Origin of the sequence: Alcanivorax sp. 24 (assembly GCF_004360225.1) — a bacterium.
Lineage (GTDB): Bacteria > Pseudomonadota > Gammaproteobacteria > Pseudomonadales > Alcanivoracaceae > Alloalcanivorax > Alloalcanivorax xiamenensis.
In genome coordinates this window covers 37442-57480 of the sequence record NZ_SNUA01000011.1, presented here as the reverse complement: position 1 = coordinate 57480, position 20039 = coordinate 37442, and the positions used below count along the sequence as shown (strand labels likewise).

Annotated in this window: 15 protein-coding genes; 3 read left to right on the top strand and 12 right to left on the bottom strand. The window is 61.8% G+C overall.

Annotated elements, in window-relative coordinates:
- Nucleotides 1-247 precede the first annotated feature (247 nt).
- Nucleotides 248-1048 (top strand): glycerophosphodiester phosphodiesterase, encoded by an 801-nt coding sequence (locus tag E0L37_RS14850; RefSeq protein ID WP_133492499.1) that lies wholly within the window; start codon nt 248-250, stop codon nt 1046-1048.
- Here the strand turns inward: E0L37_RS14850 and E0L37_RS14845 are convergent.
- On the bottom strand, nt 1035-2177 hold the full coding sequence (locus E0L37_RS14845; protein ID WP_133492498.1) for a patatin-like phospholipase family protein: 1143 nt from the start codon (nt 2175-2177) through the stop codon (nt 1035-1037). The genes E0L37_RS14850 and E0L37_RS14845 overlap by 14 nt on opposite strands.
- Nucleotides 2178-2308: 131 nt before the next feature.
- On the opposite strand from E0L37_RS14845, the gene E0L37_RS14840 reads away from it, so the two are divergent.
- Nucleotides 2309-3406, top strand: a complete 1098-nt coding sequence (locus tag E0L37_RS14840) for a GNAT family N-acetyltransferase/peptidase C39 family protein (protein ID WP_133492497.1) — start codon at nt 2309-2311, stop codon at nt 3404-3406.
- Nucleotides 3407-3615: 209 nt separating this feature from the next.
- Here E0L37_RS14840 and nqrM read toward each other — a convergent pair whose 3' ends face one another.
- The 10 genes from nqrM to tesB all read right to left on the bottom strand — a co-directional run bounded on the left by nqrM (nt 3616) and on the right by tesB (nt 14168).
- Nucleotides 3616-3852, bottom strand: coding sequence for a (Na+)-NQR maturation NqrM (gene nqrM, locus E0L37_RS14835; RefSeq protein ID WP_133492496.1), 237 nt, complete (start codon nt 3850-3852; stop codon nt 3616-3618).
- A 1-nt stretch (nt 3853) separates the two neighbouring features.
- The gene (locus E0L37_RS14830) at nt 3854-4882 is read right to left on the bottom strand and encodes an FAD:protein FMN transferase (protein WP_133492495.1); all 1029 of its coding nucleotides are present in this window, start codon (nt 4880-4882) and stop codon (nt 3854-3856) included.
- Nucleotides 4883-5263: 381 nt separating this feature from the next.
- The gene (nqrF, locus tag E0L37_RS14825) at nt 5264-6493 is read right to left on the bottom strand and encodes an NADH:ubiquinone reductase (Na(+)-transporting) subunit F (protein WP_133492494.1); all 1230 of its coding nucleotides are present in this window, start codon (nt 6491-6493) and stop codon (nt 5264-5266) included.
- Between the two features lie 21 nt (nt 6494-6514).
- A complete protein-coding gene (gene nqrE, locus E0L37_RS14820; RefSeq protein WP_133492493.1) occupies nt 6515-7135 on the bottom strand; it encodes an NADH:ubiquinone reductase (Na(+)-transporting) subunit E in 621 nt (206 codons plus the stop codon).
- 12 nt (nt 7136-7147) lie between these two features.
- The gene (locus E0L37_RS14815; RefSeq protein ID WP_014994190.1) at nt 7148-7813 is read right to left on the bottom strand and encodes an NADH:ubiquinone reductase (Na(+)-transporting) subunit D; all 666 of its coding nucleotides are present in this window, start codon (nt 7811-7813) and stop codon (nt 7148-7150) included.
- The gene (locus tag E0L37_RS14810) at nt 7813-8631 is read right to left on the bottom strand and encodes a Na(+)-translocating NADH-quinone reductase subunit C (protein WP_133492492.1); all 819 of its coding nucleotides are present in this window, start codon (nt 8629-8631) and stop codon (nt 7813-7815) included. The genes E0L37_RS14815 and E0L37_RS14810 overlap by 1 nt, the downstream gene beginning before the upstream one ends.
- A complete protein-coding gene (locus E0L37_RS14805; RefSeq protein ID WP_133492491.1) occupies nt 8631-9884 on the bottom strand; it encodes an NADH:ubiquinone reductase (Na(+)-transporting) subunit B in 1254 nt (417 codons plus the stop codon). The genes E0L37_RS14810 and E0L37_RS14805 overlap by 1 nt, the downstream gene beginning before the upstream one ends.
- Before the next feature lies 1 nt (nt 9885).
- Nucleotides 9886-11232, bottom strand: coding sequence for a Na(+)-translocating NADH-quinone reductase subunit A (locus E0L37_RS14800; RefSeq protein WP_133492490.1), 1347 nt, complete (start codon nt 11230-11232; stop codon nt 9886-9888).
- Nucleotides 11233-11550: 318 nt separating this feature from the next.
- A complete protein-coding gene (locus E0L37_RS14795) occupies nt 11551-13002 on the bottom strand; it encodes a glyceraldehyde-3-phosphate dehydrogenase (RefSeq protein WP_133492489.1) in 1452 nt (483 codons plus the stop codon).
- Nucleotides 13003-13292: 290 nt separating this feature from the next.
- The gene (gene tesB / locus E0L37_RS14790; protein ID WP_133492488.1) at nt 13293-14168 is read right to left on the bottom strand and encodes an acyl-CoA thioesterase II; all 876 of its coding nucleotides are present in this window, start codon (nt 14166-14168) and stop codon (nt 13293-13295) included.
- 820 nt (nt 14169-14988) lie between these two features.
- On the opposite strand from tesB, the gene mfd reads away from it, so the two are divergent.
- Complete coding sequence (mfd, locus tag E0L37_RS14785; protein WP_133492487.1) at nt 14989-18438, top strand: transcription-repair coupling factor; 3450 nt, start codon at nt 14989-14991, stop codon at nt 18436-18438.
- 204 nt (nt 18439-18642) lie between these two features.
- Here mfd and E0L37_RS14780 read toward each other — a convergent pair whose 3' ends face one another.
- On the bottom strand, nt 18643-19863 hold the full coding sequence (locus E0L37_RS14780) for an NAD(P)/FAD-dependent oxidoreductase (RefSeq protein WP_240687479.1): 1221 nt from the start codon (nt 19861-19863) through the stop codon (nt 18643-18645).
- Between the last annotated feature and the right edge of the window lie 176 nt (nt 19864-20039).

Genomic DNA, 20039 nt, shown 5'->3' with positions numbered 1-20039 from the left:
GGCGAATACAGCGTGTCGCGCGTAAGCCGCCTGTTCCACATCTGTGGGACACTAGTGGCAGCCGGCAATTTTTTATGACCGCCGTCCATGGCGGTCACCCTTCGGGCCGTCGCGGGGCGACGTTAAAAATTGCTCCCGGCAATTTTTTATGACCGCCGTCCGTGGCGGTCACCCTTCGGGCCGTCGCACAGCAACGTTAAAAATTGCTCCCGGCAATTTTTTGCCCAGACCGTACAGGATGCCAGCCATGTCTCAGCCCTTCCCCACCATCGTCGGCCACCGCGGAGCCCGTGGCGAAGCGCCGGAAAATACACTGGCGGGCTTTCAGGTGGCGGTGGCGGCAGGGGCCGGAGAAATCGAGCTGGATGTGCGCCTTTCCGCCGACGGTCATCTGATCGTTCTGCACGACAGCGACCTGAAGCGCACCACCGGCCAGAAGGGCCACGCCCGGCATTTCACCCTGGCCCAGCTCAATCTGATGGACGCCCGCGTCAACACACCCGGCTGGCACAGTCCGGTAGCGGTGCCTTCCTTGAATGAAGTAGTGGCCCTATGCGGCCCGGCCATGCGCTTTCAGTTCGAGGTGAAGGGTGCCGACCGTGCCATCCTGCACCAGTTGGCTCATCAACTGACGCATATGATCGATCAGGACGGCCTGCGGGAGCGGGTTGTAATCACCTCCAGTCATACCGGCTTCCTGCGCATGGTGGCCACCATGGCTCCGCATCTTGATCGCGGCTATGTCAGTGAATACCGCTACCAACAGCCCACCCGTCGCGCGGCCGCGCTCGGCTGCCGCTGGTTGATGCCCCATCACAGCCTGGTCTCGCCGCGGCTGATGCGCAGTGCCCGCCGGCGCGGACTCAAGGTCTCCACCTGGACCGTCAACGATCTCAATGAAGCGGAACGGCTGGCCCGGCTGGGGGTGGACGGTATCATCACCGACTTCCCCACCAGCTTTCTGGCCCACTTTCGCGGCAAGGATCAGCGCCAGGTGGCGGCCCCCGCCGCCCAGGCTGAATTGGAGCCGAGCCTCAGGGATCCTTGAAGAAGTCGCGGATTTCCTGCTCCCTGGCCGTCGCGTCCCGATACCCCAGTTCGATCAGCTCACGGGTAAAACCGGGCTCGAACAGCAAATAGCTGAGCGCGCCGGCGCCCGGTGAACGGGTGGCGCCGGAACCGCGCAAGAAGAACCGCAACGTGCGTGGCAATTCGCGCGAGTGCCGGCCGGCTATCTCGTCGATGGGCTCGGAAGGATAAATCTTAAGGACATCCACGGGCCGCAGCTGAATGCCACGCTGGCGCCGCTGGCCGGCGTCAGTGGCGGTCAGGGTGTTGTTAATGCGTTCAAGGCGCTCGACGTCCCCTTCCAGGGTATCGACGAACACGCTGTTCAACACATGGCCAAGCACCTGGGCCAGGGACGGATAACCGCTGAGTGCCTGCTGCTGGCCCGGACTGTTGCCGCCGGACACGCCGATCACCAGCAGGCGATTGGCCCCCAGATGCAGCGCCGGGCTCACCGGAGCCAATTGGCGCACCGCGCCATCACCGTAAAAACTACCGTCCACCTGCTCCGCCGGAAACAGCAACGGAATCGCCGCCGACGCCAGCATGTGCTGCACGCCGATCACGGAGCGGCGCCCGAGGCGGCGGGCCCGGGTCCATTCCCGCAGGTCATCGGCGCCCTGGAAAAACGATACCGATTCGCCAGTGGCGTAACTGGACGCGGTGATCGACAACGCCCGCAGATGGCCCTTGTTCACGCTGTCGCCGATGCGCTGGAAGTTGATCAGCAAGCGCAGCAGTCGTTTCAGTGGCGTGTTGTCGAGCAAGGCGCTGCGGGTCTTGGCCTGGCCGCCGGTGGCGGCGGAAAACATCCAGCGCAGCAGGCTGCTGGTGAAAGCGAAAATATCGGTGCGGTAAACCTGCTCGGCGGTCATGTTGGACCACACCCGGTCCAGGCTGTGCACCGCGGTGGCGTAGTTGTGAGCACCGGCGGCCAGACCGGCGGCGTTGATGGCGCCGGCCGAGGTGCCGCAAATGATCGGAAACGGATTGGGTGATTGCGCCGGCAGCATTTCCGCCATCGCCCGCAATACGCCCACCTGATAGGCGGCTCGAGCGCCGCCACCGGACAAGATCAACCCCCGCACCGGGGGCGTTGGTGATGCCATGAATCGTTCTCCTTGAAGCGCCTCAGTATGCCTATGGCGTGCCTCAGCGTCATCCGCTGGCGTCACTGTTTCGGCTGTCTTATGCTGCCGTCGTGGCCGCCTTCCGCGGCCGCTGACGAGCACCCGCTAACATGGCATTACGCACCGCCCACGCCGATGATCTGGACGCTCTGTGCGCCCTGGAACAGCGCTGTTTCAGCAGCGATCGGTTATCCCGCCGCAGTTTCCGCCATTGGCTGCGGCAGAGCCCTTGCGGCCTGATCGTGGCGGAGGAAGAAGAGCACGGTCTGGTCGGTTACGCCCTGGTAATGCTGTACAACGGCACCCGCCTGGCGCGCCTCTACTCCATCGCGGTGGACGCCAGCCAGCGCGGCAAAGGGCTTGGCGAGCAGTTACTCGACGCCGCCGAACACTACGCGCACCGCCACCGCCGGCTTTACCTGCGCCTGGAAGTCCGCAAGGACAACGCCGCCGCCATTCGTCTGTATGAGCGGCGCGGTTATCGTCTGTTTGGCGAAACCGCCGACTACTACGAGGACCACCAGCACGCTCTGCGTTTCCAGAAGCGGCTGCATTATCGGCCGGACGGCGGCGAACGGCTGGCGGTGCCCTGGATCCGGCAGAGCACCGACTTCTCCTGCGGCCCCGCCTGCCTGATGATGGCCCGCGCGGCGCTACAGGGCGAACCGCCCAGTGACAGCGAGGAACTGCTGCTCTGGCGCGAAGCCACCACCATCTTCATGACCGCGGGCCACGGCGGCTGCCATCCGCTCGGCCTGGCCCTGGCCGCGCACCGTCGCGGGCTCGCCGCCGAGGTGTGGTGCAACCAGCGTGGCCCTCTGTTTCTTGATTCGGTCCGCGACCCGCATAAGAAAAGAGTGATGGAAACCGTCCACGATCACTTCGTCGAACAGGCACAGGCGCGGGCCATCCCGGTGTACTACGCGGAACTGAGCAGTGAGCGGCTGGATCAGGCGCTGGAAAACGGCGAGGTCGCCATGGTGCTGATCAGCACCTGGCGGCTGGACGGGCGCAAGGCGCCCCACTGGGTGGTGGTGGCCGGCGGCGACCGGGAATGCTTCTACATCCACGATCCGGACCCGGCGGAGGATCAGATTCCCCTGGACTGCCAGTACATCCCCATCGCCCGCGACGGCTTCGACAAAATGGCCCGTTTTGGGCAGTCTCGGCTGCGCACCGCAGTCATAGTAAAAGCAGTTAAGAGTTAATAGTGAATAGTTAACAGCGAAAAACAAAAAACAGGTAACCCTAAATCACTGTGGGAAGCTTGCTTGCAAGCGAATATTGTTAAACGCCTGAGCGAAACCATTCGCTTGCAAGCAAGCTTCCCACAGCGGCTAAAGATCAGGCTGTTCCGCGATCTTTTCTATTTCTTTCGCTGTTAACTATTCACTATTAACTCTTAACTGCTTTGTCTTTAGGTTTTCAGCACGTCCTTGCCCAGTGTTCCGGCTCGTTTGGCGCTTTCCTGGCGGGTGTTTTCCTCGCAGGCGTCGCGGTCGCCGCCGCAGATTTCGCAGCCGTCCTTCATGCCCAGCGTCGCCAGGCCGCCACAGGAGCCCTTGATCGGCTTGTTGGAGAAGATCACGCCAACGGCCATGGCGGCGAACAGGATGCCAATAACGACAAAGGTGGCAATCAGAGTGGCAAACATATCACTTCTCCTGTTTCTGGCTGTCCAGAACGGTCTGGAAAGCCGGGGTCAGAATTTCTTTCGGCCCCTCATGGGTTCTGACAATGAACAGCACCGGCAGTTCATGCTCGCGGGCGAAGGCCACGCCCTCTTCCGGCCCCAGCACGGTCAGCGCGGTGGCCAGAGCATCCGCCATCATACAGGACTTGTGCAGCACGGTAACCGATGCCAGATGATGAGTAACCGGGTAACCGGTACGGGGGTCGATGGTGTGGGAGAACAGCTTGCCGTCCTCCTCAAAAAAATTGCGGTAGTCGCCACTGGTGGCAATGGCGACATCGTGCAGTTTAAGCACTTTCTCCACTTCCCGCTTGCCCACTTCCGGGCGTTCAATGGCCACACGCCAGGGCTGACCGTAGGGCTTGGTGCCGGATGCCGCCAGTTCGCCGCCAACTTCCACCAGATAGTTGCTGATGCCGGCGCCTTTAAGCACCCCTGCCAGCTTGTCCACGCCGAAGCCCTTGGCGATGGAGGACAGGTCCACATACAACCCGCCGGGCTGAGTGGCCTCCCGGCCCTGGAGCGTCAGCCGTTGCCAGCCGATTCGCTTGAGCGCGGCCTGAACCTCCTCCTCCGCCGGCGGTTCGAAGCGGTCCGGATCCGGCCCGAAGCCCCACAGATTCACCAGCGGGCCCACCGTAACGTCGTAGGCGCCGTTAGTATCCCTGGACAGGCTCCGTGCCGCCGCCAACACCTTGGCGAAATCCTCCGGCAGGGTCTGAACGGTTCCCGCCTCCGCCTGATTGAAGCGAGACAGGTCTGAATCCGGCCGGTAGGTGCTCATCTCCTGGTTCACTTGTTCCAGGGCCGCTTCCAGCTCGGTTTTGAGTTTGGGAATGCCGTCACGGGGAGAGCCGGTGAACTTCACCGACCAGGTGGTGCCCATGGTCGGTCCGGACAATGCCGAAAGCCGCTGTTGAGCGTCGTCGCAGGCGCTCAGCACAAACAGCAGCAACAGCGTGAAGGGAATCAGAAAGAGACGGGATGTCATGGCTGCTCCGGGGACAGGGCCCAAACGCCAGTACGCAGTATCGGTAAACGAAGCCCGGCGGCCAGCCGGGCTATCATCTTGCCAGCAGGGCTGGCTCCTACAGGAACGTCGAAGCCCGCGGGAGCGGCTTTAGCCGCGAATGGCCCTGGGCGTGCAAGCGTGCCCGCGAATTGCCCCCGGCCCGGCCTTCCCTGGCCGGTCGTAAATCATGCTGCGATATGCCACTGGCATATCGGTGGTGGATGCCACCGGACTCGGATTCGCCATCCCTGGCGCGACGTCGGGAGTTTCGCCAACCCCCGGCCCGGCCTTCCCTGGCCGGTCGTAAACCATGCTGCGATATGCCACTGGCATATCGGTCATGATTTACCCGTCCATGATTTACCCACCAAAGTCATCGAGCAGGATGTTCTCGGGCTCCACGCCCAGATCTTCCAGCATCTTGATGACCGCGGCGTTCATCATCGGCGGACCGCACATGTAGTATTCGCAGTCCTCCGGCGCCGGGTGATCCTTCAGATACTGCTCGTACAGCACGTTGTGGATGAAACCGGTGAGGCCGGTCCAGTTGTCTTCCGGCTGCGGATCGGACAGCGCCAGGTGCCATTGGAAGTTGTCGTTCTCCTCGGCGAGTTGATCGTACTCATCGTTGTAGAACGTTTCACGCCAACTGCGCGCGCCGTACCAGAAGCTCATCTTGCGCTTGGAATGCAACCGCTTGAGCTGGTCAAAGATATGGCTGCGCATCGGCGCCATGCCCGCGCCACCACCGATGAACACCATCTCCGCGTCGGTTTCCTTGGCGAAGAACTCACCGAAGGGTCCGAACACGGTGATCTTGTCACCCGGCTTCAGGCTGAACACATAGGAGCTCATCAGGCCCGGCTGGATGCCAGAGGAGCCCGGAGGCGGCGTGGCGATCCGGATGTTGAACTTGAGAATGCCCTTCTCTTCCGGATAGTTGGCCATGGAGTAGGCGCGGATCACCTCTTCGGTGTTCTTGGTCTTCAGGTCGAAGAACTTGAAGTGCTCCCAGTCGCCGCGATACTCCTCGCCGATTTCGAAATCGGAGAAATTCACCTCGAACGGCGGTGCTTCCAACTGCACATAGCCACCGGCACGGAACGCCACTTCCTCGCCTTCCGGCAGTTTCAGTGTCAATTCCTTGATGAAGGTGGCGACGTTGTCGTTGGAGATGACCTCGCACTCCCACTTCTTCACGCCGAAGAACTCTTCCGGCACCTTGATCTTCATGTCCTGCTTGACGTTCACCTGACAGCTCAGGCGCCAGCCGTCGCGGATCTGCCCCTTGGTGAAGTGGCCTTCCTCGGTGGGCAGGATGTCACCGCCGCCATCGAGGACCTGGCACTTGCACTGGGCACAGGTACCGCCGCCGCCGCAGGCGGAGGACAGGAAGATACCCTGGTTGGCCAGGGTGCCCAACAGCTTGCCGCCGGCGGGCGCATCAATGCCCTTCTCCGGATCGCCGTTGATATCGATGTGCACGTCCCCGCTGGCCACCAGCCGGGAGCGCGCCACCAGAATCACCGCCACCAGCGCCAATACAATGGCGGTGAACATGGCGACGCCAAGAATGATCTCAAAACTCATAGTCTGGCTCTCCCCTTTCCCTTAAAGCTGCACGCCGGAGAACGACATGAACCCCAGGGACATCAGACCCACGGTGATGAAGGTAATGCCCAGACCCTTCAGACCATCGGGCACATCGCTGTACTTCAGCTTTTCCCGGATTCCCGCCAGCAACGTGATCGCCAGCGCCCAACCGGCACCGGCGCCAAGACCGTACACCAGGGACTCACCGAAAGCGTAGTCACGTTCCACCATGAACAGGGAGGCCCCCATGATGGCGCAGTTCACCGTGATCAGCGGCAGGAATACACCCAGAGCGTTGTAAAGCGCCGGCACATACTTATCCAGGGTCATTTCCAGGATCTGCACGATTGCCGCGATCACACCGATATAGCTGAGCAGCCCCAGGAAACGCAGGTCCAGAGTGGCCAGCGCGGGAATGCCGGTCCAGGACAACGCCCCTTCGTTGAGCAGGTAATGCAGGATCAGGTTGTTCACCGGCACGGTGATGGTCAACACCACGACCACGGCGATGCCCAGGCCGATCGCGGTGGAGATCTTCTTGGAGATAGCGATGAAAGTGCACATCCCCAGGAAGAAGGCCAGCGCCATGTTCTCGACGAAGACAGCGCGGACGAACAGACTCAGATAATGTTCAAACATGCGGCTTCTCCGTCAGAACGCGTCGCTGGTGCGGGTGTGCGGCTTCATTTTGAAGACGTCCTCTTCCACCTGCTCCGGTTTCCAGGCACGAATCGCCCAGATGAACAGACCAATCAGGAAGAAGGCGCTCGGCGGCAACAGCATCAGGCCGTTGGTGTTATACCAACCGCCGTCCACGGTGCGCTCCAGAATCTGGTAGCCGAACAGGCTGCCAGAACCCAACAGCTCACGGGTGAAACCCAGCCCCAGCAGGATCACGGAGTAACCCAGGCCGTTACCAACACCGTCGAGGAAGGACGGAATCGGCGGATTCTTCATGGCGAACGCTTCCACCCGGCCCATCACGATACAGTTGGTGATGATCAGACCCACGAACACCGACAGCTGCTTGGAAATGCTGTAAGCGTAGGCGCGCAGGAACTGGTCCACCACGATCACCAGCGAGGCAATGATGGTCATCTGCACGATCATGCGGATGCTGCCCGGAATCTGGTTACGGATACAGCTGACGAAAAAGTTGGAGAACGCCGTCACCGCCGTCAGTGCGATACACATGGTCAGCGTGGTGTTCAGATTACTGGTTACCGCCAGGGCGGAGCAGATACCCAGGATCTGCAGCGCGATGGGGTTATTGTCGAAAATCGGACCAAACAGGATGTCCTTCGTTTTCTCCGCCATTACGCTTCTCCTCCGTTGTCGGCCTCGACGGCGGCGGAACCGGCGCCGTCATCAGCCCCTTTCATGCGATCCAGATACGGACCGAACCCGTCTTCCCCGACCCAGAAACGCACCAGATTGTTGACACCTTTACTGGTCAGGGTGGCACCGGCCAGGCCGTCCACCTTGTGTTCGGCTCCGGCGGCACCGGAATCGACAGTGCCCTTGACCACCTGAATGGCCACGTCACCGCTGTCGTCATGCAGTTTTTTGCCCGGCCACAGACCCTTCCAGGCCGGGTTGTCCACCTCACCGCCAAGGCCCGGGGTTTCACCGTGCTGATAGAAGCCCAGGCCGGATACCGTCTCGGCATCCGCCTCCAGAGCCAGGAAGCCGTACAGCGTGGACCACAGACCGTAACCACGCACCGGCAGAATAATACGGCTCAGGTTGCCGTTATCATCCCGTGCCAGATACACCTCGGACACCTTTTCCTGACGCTTGATGCTGGCGATGTCCTGATCAGCGCTCAGACGCTCGCTTTCCGCCGGATCCTTGGCCGCTTTCAGCGGGTCATAGGATTCCGGTTTGTCCACGTACTCACCGGTTTCCAGGTCAACGAATTTGCGTTCGATGGTATCGAACGCCTTCTGCACGTCCATACCCGGCTGATACAGACCCGCGGCCTGGAGAATGTTCACCTGGCGGTCGAGTACCTGGTTTTTCTGCTGTACCGGTCGCAGTGACACGGCGGCGGTGGACACCACCACCGCGCACACCAGACAGACCAGCAGGGCGACCAGCAGCGTTCTGCCTACACTTTCGCTTTTTCCAGCCATTACGCGACTCCCCCGGTCCGACGCAGACGACGACGCACGTTCGCCTGGGTAACGAAATAATCAATCAACGGCGCGCACAGGTTGCCGAACAGGATCGCCAACATGATGCCTTCCGGGAAGGCCGGGTTGACCACCCGGATCAACACCGTCATCACACCGATGACAATGCCAAAGATCAGCTTGCCGGTATTGGTCATGGCGGCGGACACCGGGTCGGTGGCCATGAACACCAGACCAAAGGCCAGACCGCCCACGGTCAGGTGCCAGTACCAAGGCATGGCGAACATCGGGTTGGTGTCGCTGCCGATCAGGTTGAACACGGTGCTCATCGCCGCCATGCCCAGCAGCACGCCCAGCATGATCCGCCAGGAGGCGATCTTGGTGAACAACAGGAAGATCGCGCCCAGAGCGATGGCGATCAGGGAGGTCTCACCGATGCTGCCCTGGATACCGCCCAGGAAGGTGTTCATCCAGCTCAGGCTCTGGCCGCCATCCGCGCCGATCAGGGCGTTCTGGGCGAGGCCGGCGGAAAAGTCCAGATTGCCGCTGGCCGCCAGCGACAGTGGCGTGGCGCCGGAGAAGTTGTCCACCGCGGTCCAGATGGCGTCACCGGACATTTGCGCCGGATAGGCGAAGTACAGGAACGCCCGGCCCACCAGCGCCGGGTTGAGGAAGTTCTTGCCGGTACCGCCGAACACTTCCTTGCCGATCACCACGCCGAAGGAGACACCCAGCACCACCTGCCAGAGCGGAATCGCCGGCGGCAGGATCAGGGTGAACAGGATACCAGTGACGAAGAAGCCCTCGTTCACTTCATGGCCGCGTTTCCAGGCGAACAGGGCTTCCCAGAAGAAACCGGTCAGGTATACGGCGATCAGAATCGGCACATAGTAGACCAGGCCGTGGACCATGTTGGCCCAGAAGTTCTCCTGGCTGAAGCCGGTGAGCGCCGCCACCAGCTCGGTGCGCCAGCCCGGGATCGGGTCGAAACCGAACTCGGTGATTTGCAGGTTGGCCTGGAAGCCGGTGTTGTACAGGCCGAACAGGATCGCCGGGAAGGTGGCGAACCAGACCGTCATCATGATGCGCTTCAGATCAATACCATCACGTACGTGGGCCGCGGACCGGGTCACCGAGTCCGGGCTGTACAGCATGGTGTCGAACATCTCGTAGAAGACGTAGTACTTTTGCAGCTTGCCACCCTCGTGGAAGTGGGGGGCGATTTTGGTATCAAGGTAATTCCGCAGACCCATATCAGCTCTCCACTTCAATGGTGGTCAGGTTGTCGCGGAGGATCGGGCCATACTCGTATTTGCCGGGGCATACGAAAGTACACAGGGCCAGGTCCTCTTCCACCAGTTCCAGCGCGCCCAGGGCGGTGGCGCTGTCGGTATCCCCCACCACCAGCGCGCGCAACAGCTGGGTCGGCAGAATATCCAGCGGCATCACTTCCTCGTAGGCGCCGATCGGCACCATGGCGCGCTCACTGCCGTTGGTGGTGGTGGTGAAGTTGAAACGCTTGCCGGGCATCAGCCTGGAGAGGTAGATATTCATCACCGAGAAGCGGTTGGCGCCTGGAGAGATGTAACCCAGCAGCTCGCGCTCATTCCCTTCACGAAGCACGGTCACCTGATTGCACAGCCGGCCCAGGTACGCCACCGGGCCACGGGCGTGGTGACCATTGAGCACGGAACCAGAGATCACCCGGTTTTCGCCATCCTTGGTTTCGCCACGGCAGAAATCCTCGCTCTGCGCACCAACGCGGGTGCGCAACAGGCGCGGCGTTTTCACCTGCGGGCCCGCCAGAGCCACCACCCGCTCGCTGCTGATGCGGCCTTCGGTGAACAGTTTGCCGATAGCGATCACTTCCTGATAGCCCACGGTCCACACCCGTTTGTTCAGGCCGACCGGATCAAGGAAATGAATATGAGTCCCGGCATTACCGGCCGGGTGCTTGCCAGCGAAGCTCTCTTCGCGGATCTGGCCCTGGGCGAAGGACGGCAGCTTGGACTGAGCCGCCTTGCACACCCACACCGGCCCTTCGGTGAGACGAGACAGCACGGTCAGGCCGTGGCGGAAGCTCTGCTCGTTCTCCTGGATCACCACTGACGGATCCTGACACAACGGATTGGTGTCGATGGCGGTGACGAAAATGGAATTCGGCACGCTCTCCGGTGCCGGCACCTTGCCAAAGGGGCGGGTACGCAACAGAGTCCATTCACCGGAGTCGACCAACTGAGTCACCACGGCTTCACGGTCCAGGGAAGGCAGTTGATCCGGCTGGTAAGCGGTGAAGGTCACCTCTTCTTCCTGGTCGGCCACTTCGATGACCACGGACTGCAGGACCCGCTTGTGGCCCCGATTGATGGCGACCACCTTGCCTCCGGCCGGCGCGGTGTATTTCACGCCGTCGGTTTTTTTGTCCGTGAAGATCAACTGACCTTTCTTGACTTGGTCCCCTTCGCGGACTTCCATAGTGGGTTTCATGCCCACGTAGTCGCCGCCGAGCACGGCGACAGAACGGACCTGGTGGCCTTCCTCTATCGCCTGGCGCGGCGCGCCGGCGATGGGCAGGTCCAGTCCCTTCTTGATTTTGATCATAGTGTCTCGCCCACGTTGCGTGTTGCTGATGTCGGGCTGCGCCTTCCTCGGAAGCGCTGCACAGGCAGCGGATGGGGGAATTCGCGCAATAACCGGTAATAGCGTCAGGATCACCCGTGAATGAGGATTCAAGGGCCCGGCCCGTCGGCCGGCGCGCGACATTATAATGACCACATGAAAAGTATGCCAGAGAGGCGAGCCCCTCCGATGGTCCCGTATCGCTTCCCGATCGCTTCCCCGCCCCGTTTTACGCCGATACCGGCGAATTTCGGGAACGGACGAAAAAAAGCCCGCTAAAGCGGGCTTTCCGTGCCTGACTTATTCCGCCGGATACACCGGGTATTCCACCCCGGAGATCTGCTGCAGGATCCGCAGCACCTGGCAGCTGTAGCCGAACTCGTTGTCATACCATACGTACAGCACGCAGTGGCGGCCGTTGACGATGGTGGCCCCGGCATCGATGACGGAGGCATGACGGGAACCGACGAAGTCGGTGGATACCGCGTCCGGGCTGCTGACAAAGTCCACCTGACGCTGCAACGGAGAGTGCAGGCTCACCCAGCGCAGGTACTCGTTCATCTCCTCCAGGCTGGTTTCCTTCTCCAGGGTCAGATTCAGGATCGCCATGGACACGTTCGGAGTAGGAACGCGGATGGAGTTGCCGGTCAGCTTGCCGTTCAGGGACGGCAGCGCCTTGGCGGCGGCGGTGGCGGCACCGGTTTCGGTCAACACCATGTTCAGCGGCGCGGCGCGGCCACGACGAGGCCCTTTGTGGAAGTTATCCAGCAGGTTCTGGTCGTTGGTGTAGGAGTGCACCGTTTCCACGTGACCGTATTCGATGCCGAACTTGTCCTCGATGGCCTTCAACGGCGGCACGATGGCGTTGGTGGTGCAGCTGGCGGCGGAGATGATCTTGTCGCTGTCCTCGATCATGTCGTTGTTGACGCCGTGCACGATGTTCTTGAGGCTGCCCTTGCCCGGCGCGGTCAGCATCACACGGGCAATACCCGGACATTGCAAATGCTGGGACAGGCCTTCCTGGTCACGCCATTTACCGGTGTTGTCGATCAAGACGGCGTTTTCGATACCGTACTGGGTATAGTCCACGGACGCCGGATCGTTGGAGTAGATCACCTTGATGTAGTTACCGTTGGCGATGAGAGCGTTGTCCTCCTCGTCCACGGCGATGGTGCCGGCGAACGGGCCGTGCACGGAATCACGGCGCAGCAGGCTGGCGCGCTTCTGCAGGTCGCCCTTGCCGGACTCACGCACCACGATGGCCTTCAGACGCAGGCCATCACCGGAACCGGCTTTCTCGATCAGCAGACGAGCCAGAATACGGCCGATACGGCCAAAACCGTACAACACCACATCGGTGCTGCCAGCCAGTTCAGCTTTGCTTTCCACCGCTTCGGTGAGCGCTTCGCGGACGAAGTCTTCCACCGACAGGCCGCGATTGTCATTTTTGTACTCAACCGCCAGCTTGCCGATGTCCAGACGGCAGGGGCCCAGGTCCAGCTTGACCGCTTCCTGGAGAATGGGGAACGAATCCACCACGGACAGACCGCTGTCGGACAGGCCGTCTTCAATCTGCTTAACAAAACGGTGGGTCTTGAGAATCTGGATAACGGACTTGTTCACCAGGGAGCGACTATAGACCGTGGTGGTCACGTTCTTTTCCCGGTACAGCCGACCGATCATCGGAATCATCGCCTCGGCGATTTCCTCACGGTTTTTCCATCGTCCGAAGTGGTCTTCCAGTTTGTTCACGGATGAGCCCCTCTCAATTGGGTTCCTGGGGGCGCGCATAATAGCGCCTATGGGGGCGCATATCCACCCAATGCGGAGGCATTGGCCCTCTCCTTGGATCAGAAGAATCGCGGTCCGTGGACCATTGGTGTCCCACAATTCGCTGGCACGCTTACACGCAACACGCTGGCACGCCAAATCCAAGGCCCGCTTGCGGGCCTTGGGGGTATGAATTCAGAGCAACCCCGGGATGACCGGGTGTTTTCAAAGCGTGTTAGCGTGACGGCGTGTTAGCGTGCACGCGCGTCCTTTCACACCGGCTTGGCGCTGGGCCGCAGCCGCATCAGCCCTTCCTGGGCCACCGAGGCCACCAGAGTACCGTCCTGGCGGTAGATGGCGCCGAAGGTCAGCCCCCGGGCACCGGCGGCGCCGGGACTCTGGCAGTCATAAAGCAACCATTCGTCCACCTGGAAATCATCGTAAAACCACATGGCGTGGTCGATGCTGGCGCACTGGATGTCACTCTGCCAGAAGGTCATGCCATGGGGCTGCATGGCCGTGCCCATGAAACCGAAGTCAGAACAATAGGCGAGCAGCGCCCGCTGGGTCATACGATCGGCGGTGATCCTGTCGCTGACCCGGAACCAGAATCGCTTGAGCGGCTCCCGGCTTTCCGGCGCGAACAGGTCCTTGGGGGTCACCGGACGGAATTCCACCGGCCGCTCGCGCAGGAACGCGCCCCGGAATTGCTCGGGAATCTGCTCCACCACACGCATGCGGGCGCTCTCATCGCTTTCCAGGCTGTCCGGCGTCGGCACGTCCGGCATGGTGTCCTGGTGGCGGCCGCCCTCTTCCTCCACCTGAAACGACGCGGACAGACTGAAAATCGGCCGGCCATGCTGGATCGCGTTGACCCGGCGGGTGGTGAAGCTCTTACCGTCGCGGATCCGGTCCACATCGTAGATCACCGGCACCCGGATATCCCCGGGGCGCAAGAAGTAGGCATGCAGGGAATGGGCCGGCCGCTCCTCCGACACCGTCAGAGACGCCGCCAGCAAGGCCTGTCCAGCCACCAGGCCACCGAAAATACTGCGCTGGCCATTGGCCTCGGTCTGACCGCGAAACAGGTTGTCCTCCAACCGTTCCAGGGTAAACCGGTTCATTAATTCCGCGACGGACTCTCTCATAGCTCTCCCCAGCTTTGGTGCGCGCATAGGGGCGCAATAGTACCGCAAAACGCGGGGCGGGCTCTAAAGTAAAAGAAAGGCCGGACGCCGATAATGCAAAACCAGGCCCAACGCCCTGGCAAGCACTAACAACGCTTTTTTATGGTTCATCGCGGCTTAGCGGGAAGCGGCGCTTCAATCATGGGCACGGGTCTGTAACGGAAGGGGTTACCAAGCCGCTATATTCGCCAGCAAGCTGGGCTCCCACAGATCATGCCACGAAGCCGCTGTGGGAAGCTTGCTGGCAAGCGAATCTCCCAACACCAGAGGGCCGGAATTCGCCAGCAAGCGGGTCTCCCAAAGATCCGCCACGAAGCCACTGTGGGAAGCTTGCTGGCAAGCGAATCCCCCAACACCAGAGGGCCGGAATTCGCCAGCAAGCGGGTCTCCCAAAGATCTGCCACGAAGCCGCTGTGGGAAGCTTGCTGGCAAGCGAATCGCCAACGGCCCAGGGCATTCGCGACCAAGCGGAGCGCCACTCGGGCCTCTTCCCACAGCAGCGCTGTAGCCACCTCTGAAAGGGTATCTTCGAGGTAACCGAGGAATACGGGAAGCCGTCGCCGAGCAACGTTAAAAATTGCTCCCGGCAATTTTTTATGACCGCCGTCCATGGCGGTCACCCTTCGGGCCGTCGCCAAGCAACGTTAAAAATTGCTCCCGGCAATTTTTTATTTCCGCAATGCCCGCAGCCCCAGGTTTTGACTTTAGCGTCCGGCGCCCGGCGTCCGGCGTGTCCCTCCGCCCCGCCCCTGCTACAATGCGCCCGCGCTGGAGGCCCTTGATGACCCTGTTACCCGATTCTTCCCTGTTTTCCACTGGACGTGAACACTACCGCGACTGGCGCCATCCCGGCGCCGGTGGTCTGGCGGCGGTACTGGCGGAACTGGCCCGCCGCGAGGAGGGCCTGCTGTTGGTGGCCGCGCCGTCCAGCAACCGTGCCCAGCAACTGGCGGACTCCCTGTCCTTTTATCTGGCGGACCGGGAAGTGCCGGTGCGGCTGTTTCCGGACTGGGAGACCCTGCCCTACGATCTGTTCAGTCCCCACCAGGACATCGTCAGCGACCGCATCCAGGCGCTGCACTGGCTCGGCCAGGCCCGTGGCGGCGTTCTGGTGGTACCGGTGAACACCCTGATGCAGCGGCTGGCGCCGCCGATCCATATCAATGGCAATCATTTCCAGCTCAAGGTCAATGACACCTTCGACATGGAAGCCACCCGCCAGCAACTGGTGGCCTGCGGCTACCGGCAGCGCGACAACGTCTACGAGCACGGCGAGTTCGCCGTGCGCGGCGCCATCATGGACATTTTCCCCATGGGCGCGACGCAGCCGTTCCGGGTGGAACTGTTCGACCAGGACATCGAATCCCTGCGTCTGTTCGACCCGGAGACCCAGCGCTCCACCGGACAGGTCCAGGACATCAATCTGCTGCCGGCGGCGGAGTACCCGCTCAGCCAGGACGGCATCCGCCATTTCCGCGGCGCCTTCCGTGAAACCTTCGATGTGGAGCCCAGAAAAGTACCGCTCTATGAAGAAGTGTCCGAAGGCATCGCCAGCCCGGGGCTGGAATACTATCTGCCGCTGTTCTTCGATCAATTGGCCACTTTGTTCGATTACCTGCCGGCCAACGCCCGGGTGGTGGAACTGGCCGAATGCGAAGAGGCCGCCAACCACTTCTGGGACGAAGTCAATCAGCGCTATGAATCCCGCCGCCACGATATCCGCCGGCCGGTGCTGCCGCCGCACAGCCTGTTCCTGCGCCCGGACGAGTTGGCCGGCGCCTGGAAAACCCTGCCCCGCGCCCGGGTGCGCGACTCCGAACAGGCACTGACATTCAACCTGGCGCCCTCGCCCCGACTTGCCGCCGACCCGCGCAGCGGCAATGTACTGGCGCCCTTGCATACTTTCTCCGATGCTCACCCGGACACCCGCATCCTGGTGGTGGCGGAAACCGCCGGACGCCGCGAGGCGCTGCTCGAACTGATGCAAAAGGTCTCGATCCAACCGGCATTGAAAGAAGGCTGGCGGGACTTTCTCGACGCCCCCGAGCGCTGGAATCTGACCCGGGGCGAGCTGGACGCCGGCTTCTACGCGCCGGACCACGACCTGCTGGTGGTCAGCGAAAGCGAGCTGTACGGCGAACGGATCATGCAGCGCCGCCGCCGGCGCACCAGCGAGGACAGCGGTCAGGACCTGGCGGTCCGCTCCCTGGGCGAACTCACCATCGGCGCTCCGGTGGTGCACCTGGACCACGGCGTCGGCCGCTATCAGGGCCTGGTGCATATGACCGTGGATCATCAGCCCCATGAATTTTTGCTGCTGGAATACGCCGGCGGCGACAAGCTCTACGTGCCGGTATCCTCGCTGCATCTGATCAGCCGCTACGGCGGCGGCGAACACCCGCCACTGAATCGCCTGGGCAGTGAGCAATGGAGCAAGGCGCGGCAAAAAGCCGCGGAAAAAATCAACGATGTGGCGGCGGAGTTGCTCAACACCTACGCCCGTCGCGAGGCACGCGAAGGCCGGGCCTTCCCGCTGGAACAAGAGGATTATCAGCGCTTCGCCAGCGGCTTCCCGTTCGAGGAAACCCCGGACCAGGAAAACGCCATCAACGCGGTACTGGCCGACATGCAGCGGCAAAAGCCGATGGACCGGCTGGTGTGCGGCGATGTCGGTTTCGGCAAGACCGAAGTGGCCATGCGCGCCGCCTTCGCCGCCGTCCAGAACGGTACTCAGGTGGCGGTCCTGGTCCCCACCACCCTGCTCGCCCAGCAGCATTACGAGTCTTTCGTCGACCGCTTCGCCGACTGGCCGGTACAGATCGAGGTGCTGTCCCGATTCCGCGGCGCCAAGGAAAAAAGCCAGGTGCTGGAACGGCTTGCCGAGGGCAAAGTGGATATCGTTGTCGGCACCCATCAGTTGCTGCAGGAAAGTGTTGGCTTCAAGGACCTGGGCCTGATCATCGTCGATGAGGAGCACCGTTTCGGCGTGCGCCACAAAGAGCGGCTCAAGGAAATGCGCGCCGAGTGCGACATCCTCACCCTCACCGCCACCCCGATCCCACGCACCCTGAACATGGCGCTCAGCGGCATGCGCGACATCTCCATCATCGCCACGCCACCGCAGCGGCGCCTGTCGGTGAAAACCTTTGTACGGCAGCGGGACGACACCGCTCTCAAGGAAGCGATCCTGCGGGAGTTACTCCGTGGCGGCCAGGTCTACTACTTGCACAACGATATCGATACCATGAGCCGCGCCGCCGAACAGATCCAGTCGCTGGTGCCGGACGCGCGGGTCGGCATCGCCCACGGCCAGATGCGCGAACGGGAACTGGAAGCGGTGATGGGCGACTTCTACCATCGTCGTTTCAACGTGCTGGTATGCACCACCATTATTGAAACCGGCATCGACGTGCCCAGCGCCAACACCATCATCATCGAGCGCGCCGACAAGCTCGGCCTGGCGCAGTTGCACCAACTGCGGGGACGGGTCGGCCGCAGCCACCACCAGGCCTACGCCTATCTGGTCACCCCGTCCCCCAAGGCGATGACCAAGGACGCGCTGAAAAGGCTGGAAGCCATTGAACAAGCCACCGATCTGGGCGCCGGCTTCGTGCTTGCCAGCCAGGATCTGGAAATCCGCGGCGCCGGCGAACTGCTCGGAGAAGAACAGCACGGCAACATGGAAACCATCGGTTTCACACTCTATATGGAAATGCTTGAACAAGCGGTGGAGGCGCTCAAGCGCGGCGAGCAACCGGACACCGCCAAGCCATTGTCCGGCGGCCCGGAAGTGAACCTGAGGGTGCCGGCCCTGATCCCGGAAGACTACCTGCCGGATGTGTTCACCCGCCTGACCCTGTACAAGCGCATCGCCGGCTGCAAAACCGGCGACCAGTTACGGGAATTGCAGGTGGAAATGATCGACCGTTTCGGCCTGCTGCCGGAACCGGTGAAAACTTTGTTCCGCATCACCGAACTACGCCAACGCGCCGATGCCCTGGCCATCACCCGGGTCGACGCCAACGCCGCCGGCGGCAAACTGGAATTCGCCGAACGCACCCCGGTGGACCCGCTCACCGTGGTCAAACTGATGCAGAACGCGCCCAACCGCTACCGCCTGGAAGGCGCCCACACCCTGCGTTTCCAATTGCCGTCGGAAACCACCGATGAACGGGTCGAACTGGTGGAACAGCTGCTGGCGCATTTGGCGGGGAATGGGAAAGCGCCATAAAGAAGTTGATAGTTGACAGTGGACAGTTGACAGCTCGCGGAACAGGATGAACCAGTCTGAAAATAATGAGGCCGCGCCCAAAGTTTGGGCGTGGCCACATTACGTATAAACGATTAAATCCGACCATGGGCAGGGGCTGCGTACATGCAAACAGGCTATGCAAAAACGCAATCTCTTTTTCTTTTCGCTGTCAACTGTCCACTGTCAACTATCAACTGCATTTCCCGCCGCCACCGCGCTGGCCCAGGCCCATTGGAAATTGAAACCACCGAGCTGGCCGGTGACGTCGAGGACTTCGCCGATGAAATACAGGCCGGGAACGGTTTTGGTTTCGAAGGTTTTGGAGGAGACAGCGCCGGTGTCGACACCGCCGAGGGTCACTTCGGCGGTGCGGTAGCCTTCGGTGCCGGAGGGTTTGAAACACCAGCCCTTGAGCACGGCGGCGATGCTGGCCAGGCGCTCGTTGCTCTGATGCTGGAGCGGTCCTTTCCAATCGAAGTGCGCCACCAGGGCCGCCGCCAGACGTTGGGAAAAAAAGGCGCGCAACCAGCGCTCCACGGTTCCGTTGGGATGTTGCTTGCGTTCTTCCAGCAGAGCCGCGTACGGGTCCGCCAGCATCGGCAACCAGTCCACGGTGACATCGGCGCCCGCTTGCCAGAACGCGGACACCTGCAGCATGGCCGGCCCGGACAAGCCCCGGTGCGTGATCAACATGGGCTCGGAGAAAGATTGTCCCCCGGCTTCCGCTCGAACCTCGGCGCTGACACCACTGAGTTCCGCCAGCCACGCCTTGTCCGCCGGCTGCAATGTGAACGGCACCAGCGCGGCGCGTGTGGGCAATACCGGCAAACCGAATTGTTCCGCCACTTTATAACCGAACGGGCTGGCCCCCATGGAGGGAATGGAGAGGCCGCCGCTGGCGATCACCACCTTGCCGGCGCGCACCACGCCATCGTTGGTGCGTAGCGTGAAGCCGCCTTCCATTCGCCCTGATCCAGGTGTGCCCACCGGCTGATCGTTGATGTGGGTTACCGCCGTGTTCAGCCGGATCCTGACGCCGGCCCATTCGCACTCGGTGAGCAGCATCGCCACAATCGCTTTGCTGGAGTCGGCGCAGAACAACTGCCCCGGCGCTTTTTCCACATGCTCGATGCCGTGCCGTTCCACCAGCTCGACAAAATGCCAGGGCGTATAACGGCTCAATGCGGATTTGCAAAAGTGGGGATTGGCGGAAATGAAATGCGCCGGGGTGGTGTTCAGATTGGTGAAATTGCAGCGCCCACCGCCGGACATGAGAATTTTCTTGCCGGGTTTGTTGGCATGGTCCAGCACCAGCACCGAACCGCCGCGATAGCCGGCGGTGGCGGCGCACATCAGCCCGGCGGCACCGGCACCAATGATCACCACGTCGTACTGTTCCGCCATGCCGTTACGCCCTCCTTCATCGAAGCCGCGCAGCATAGCGGGATGCCGGCGGGGGTGCCAGAGCACGGATCGCGCTGACACGCAACACGCAACACGCAACACGCTAAAAACCCGGAACCACGAATCAGTGCCCTGTTCGCTGCCAAGGCAGCTTCCCACAGCGGCTACGTAGCTCT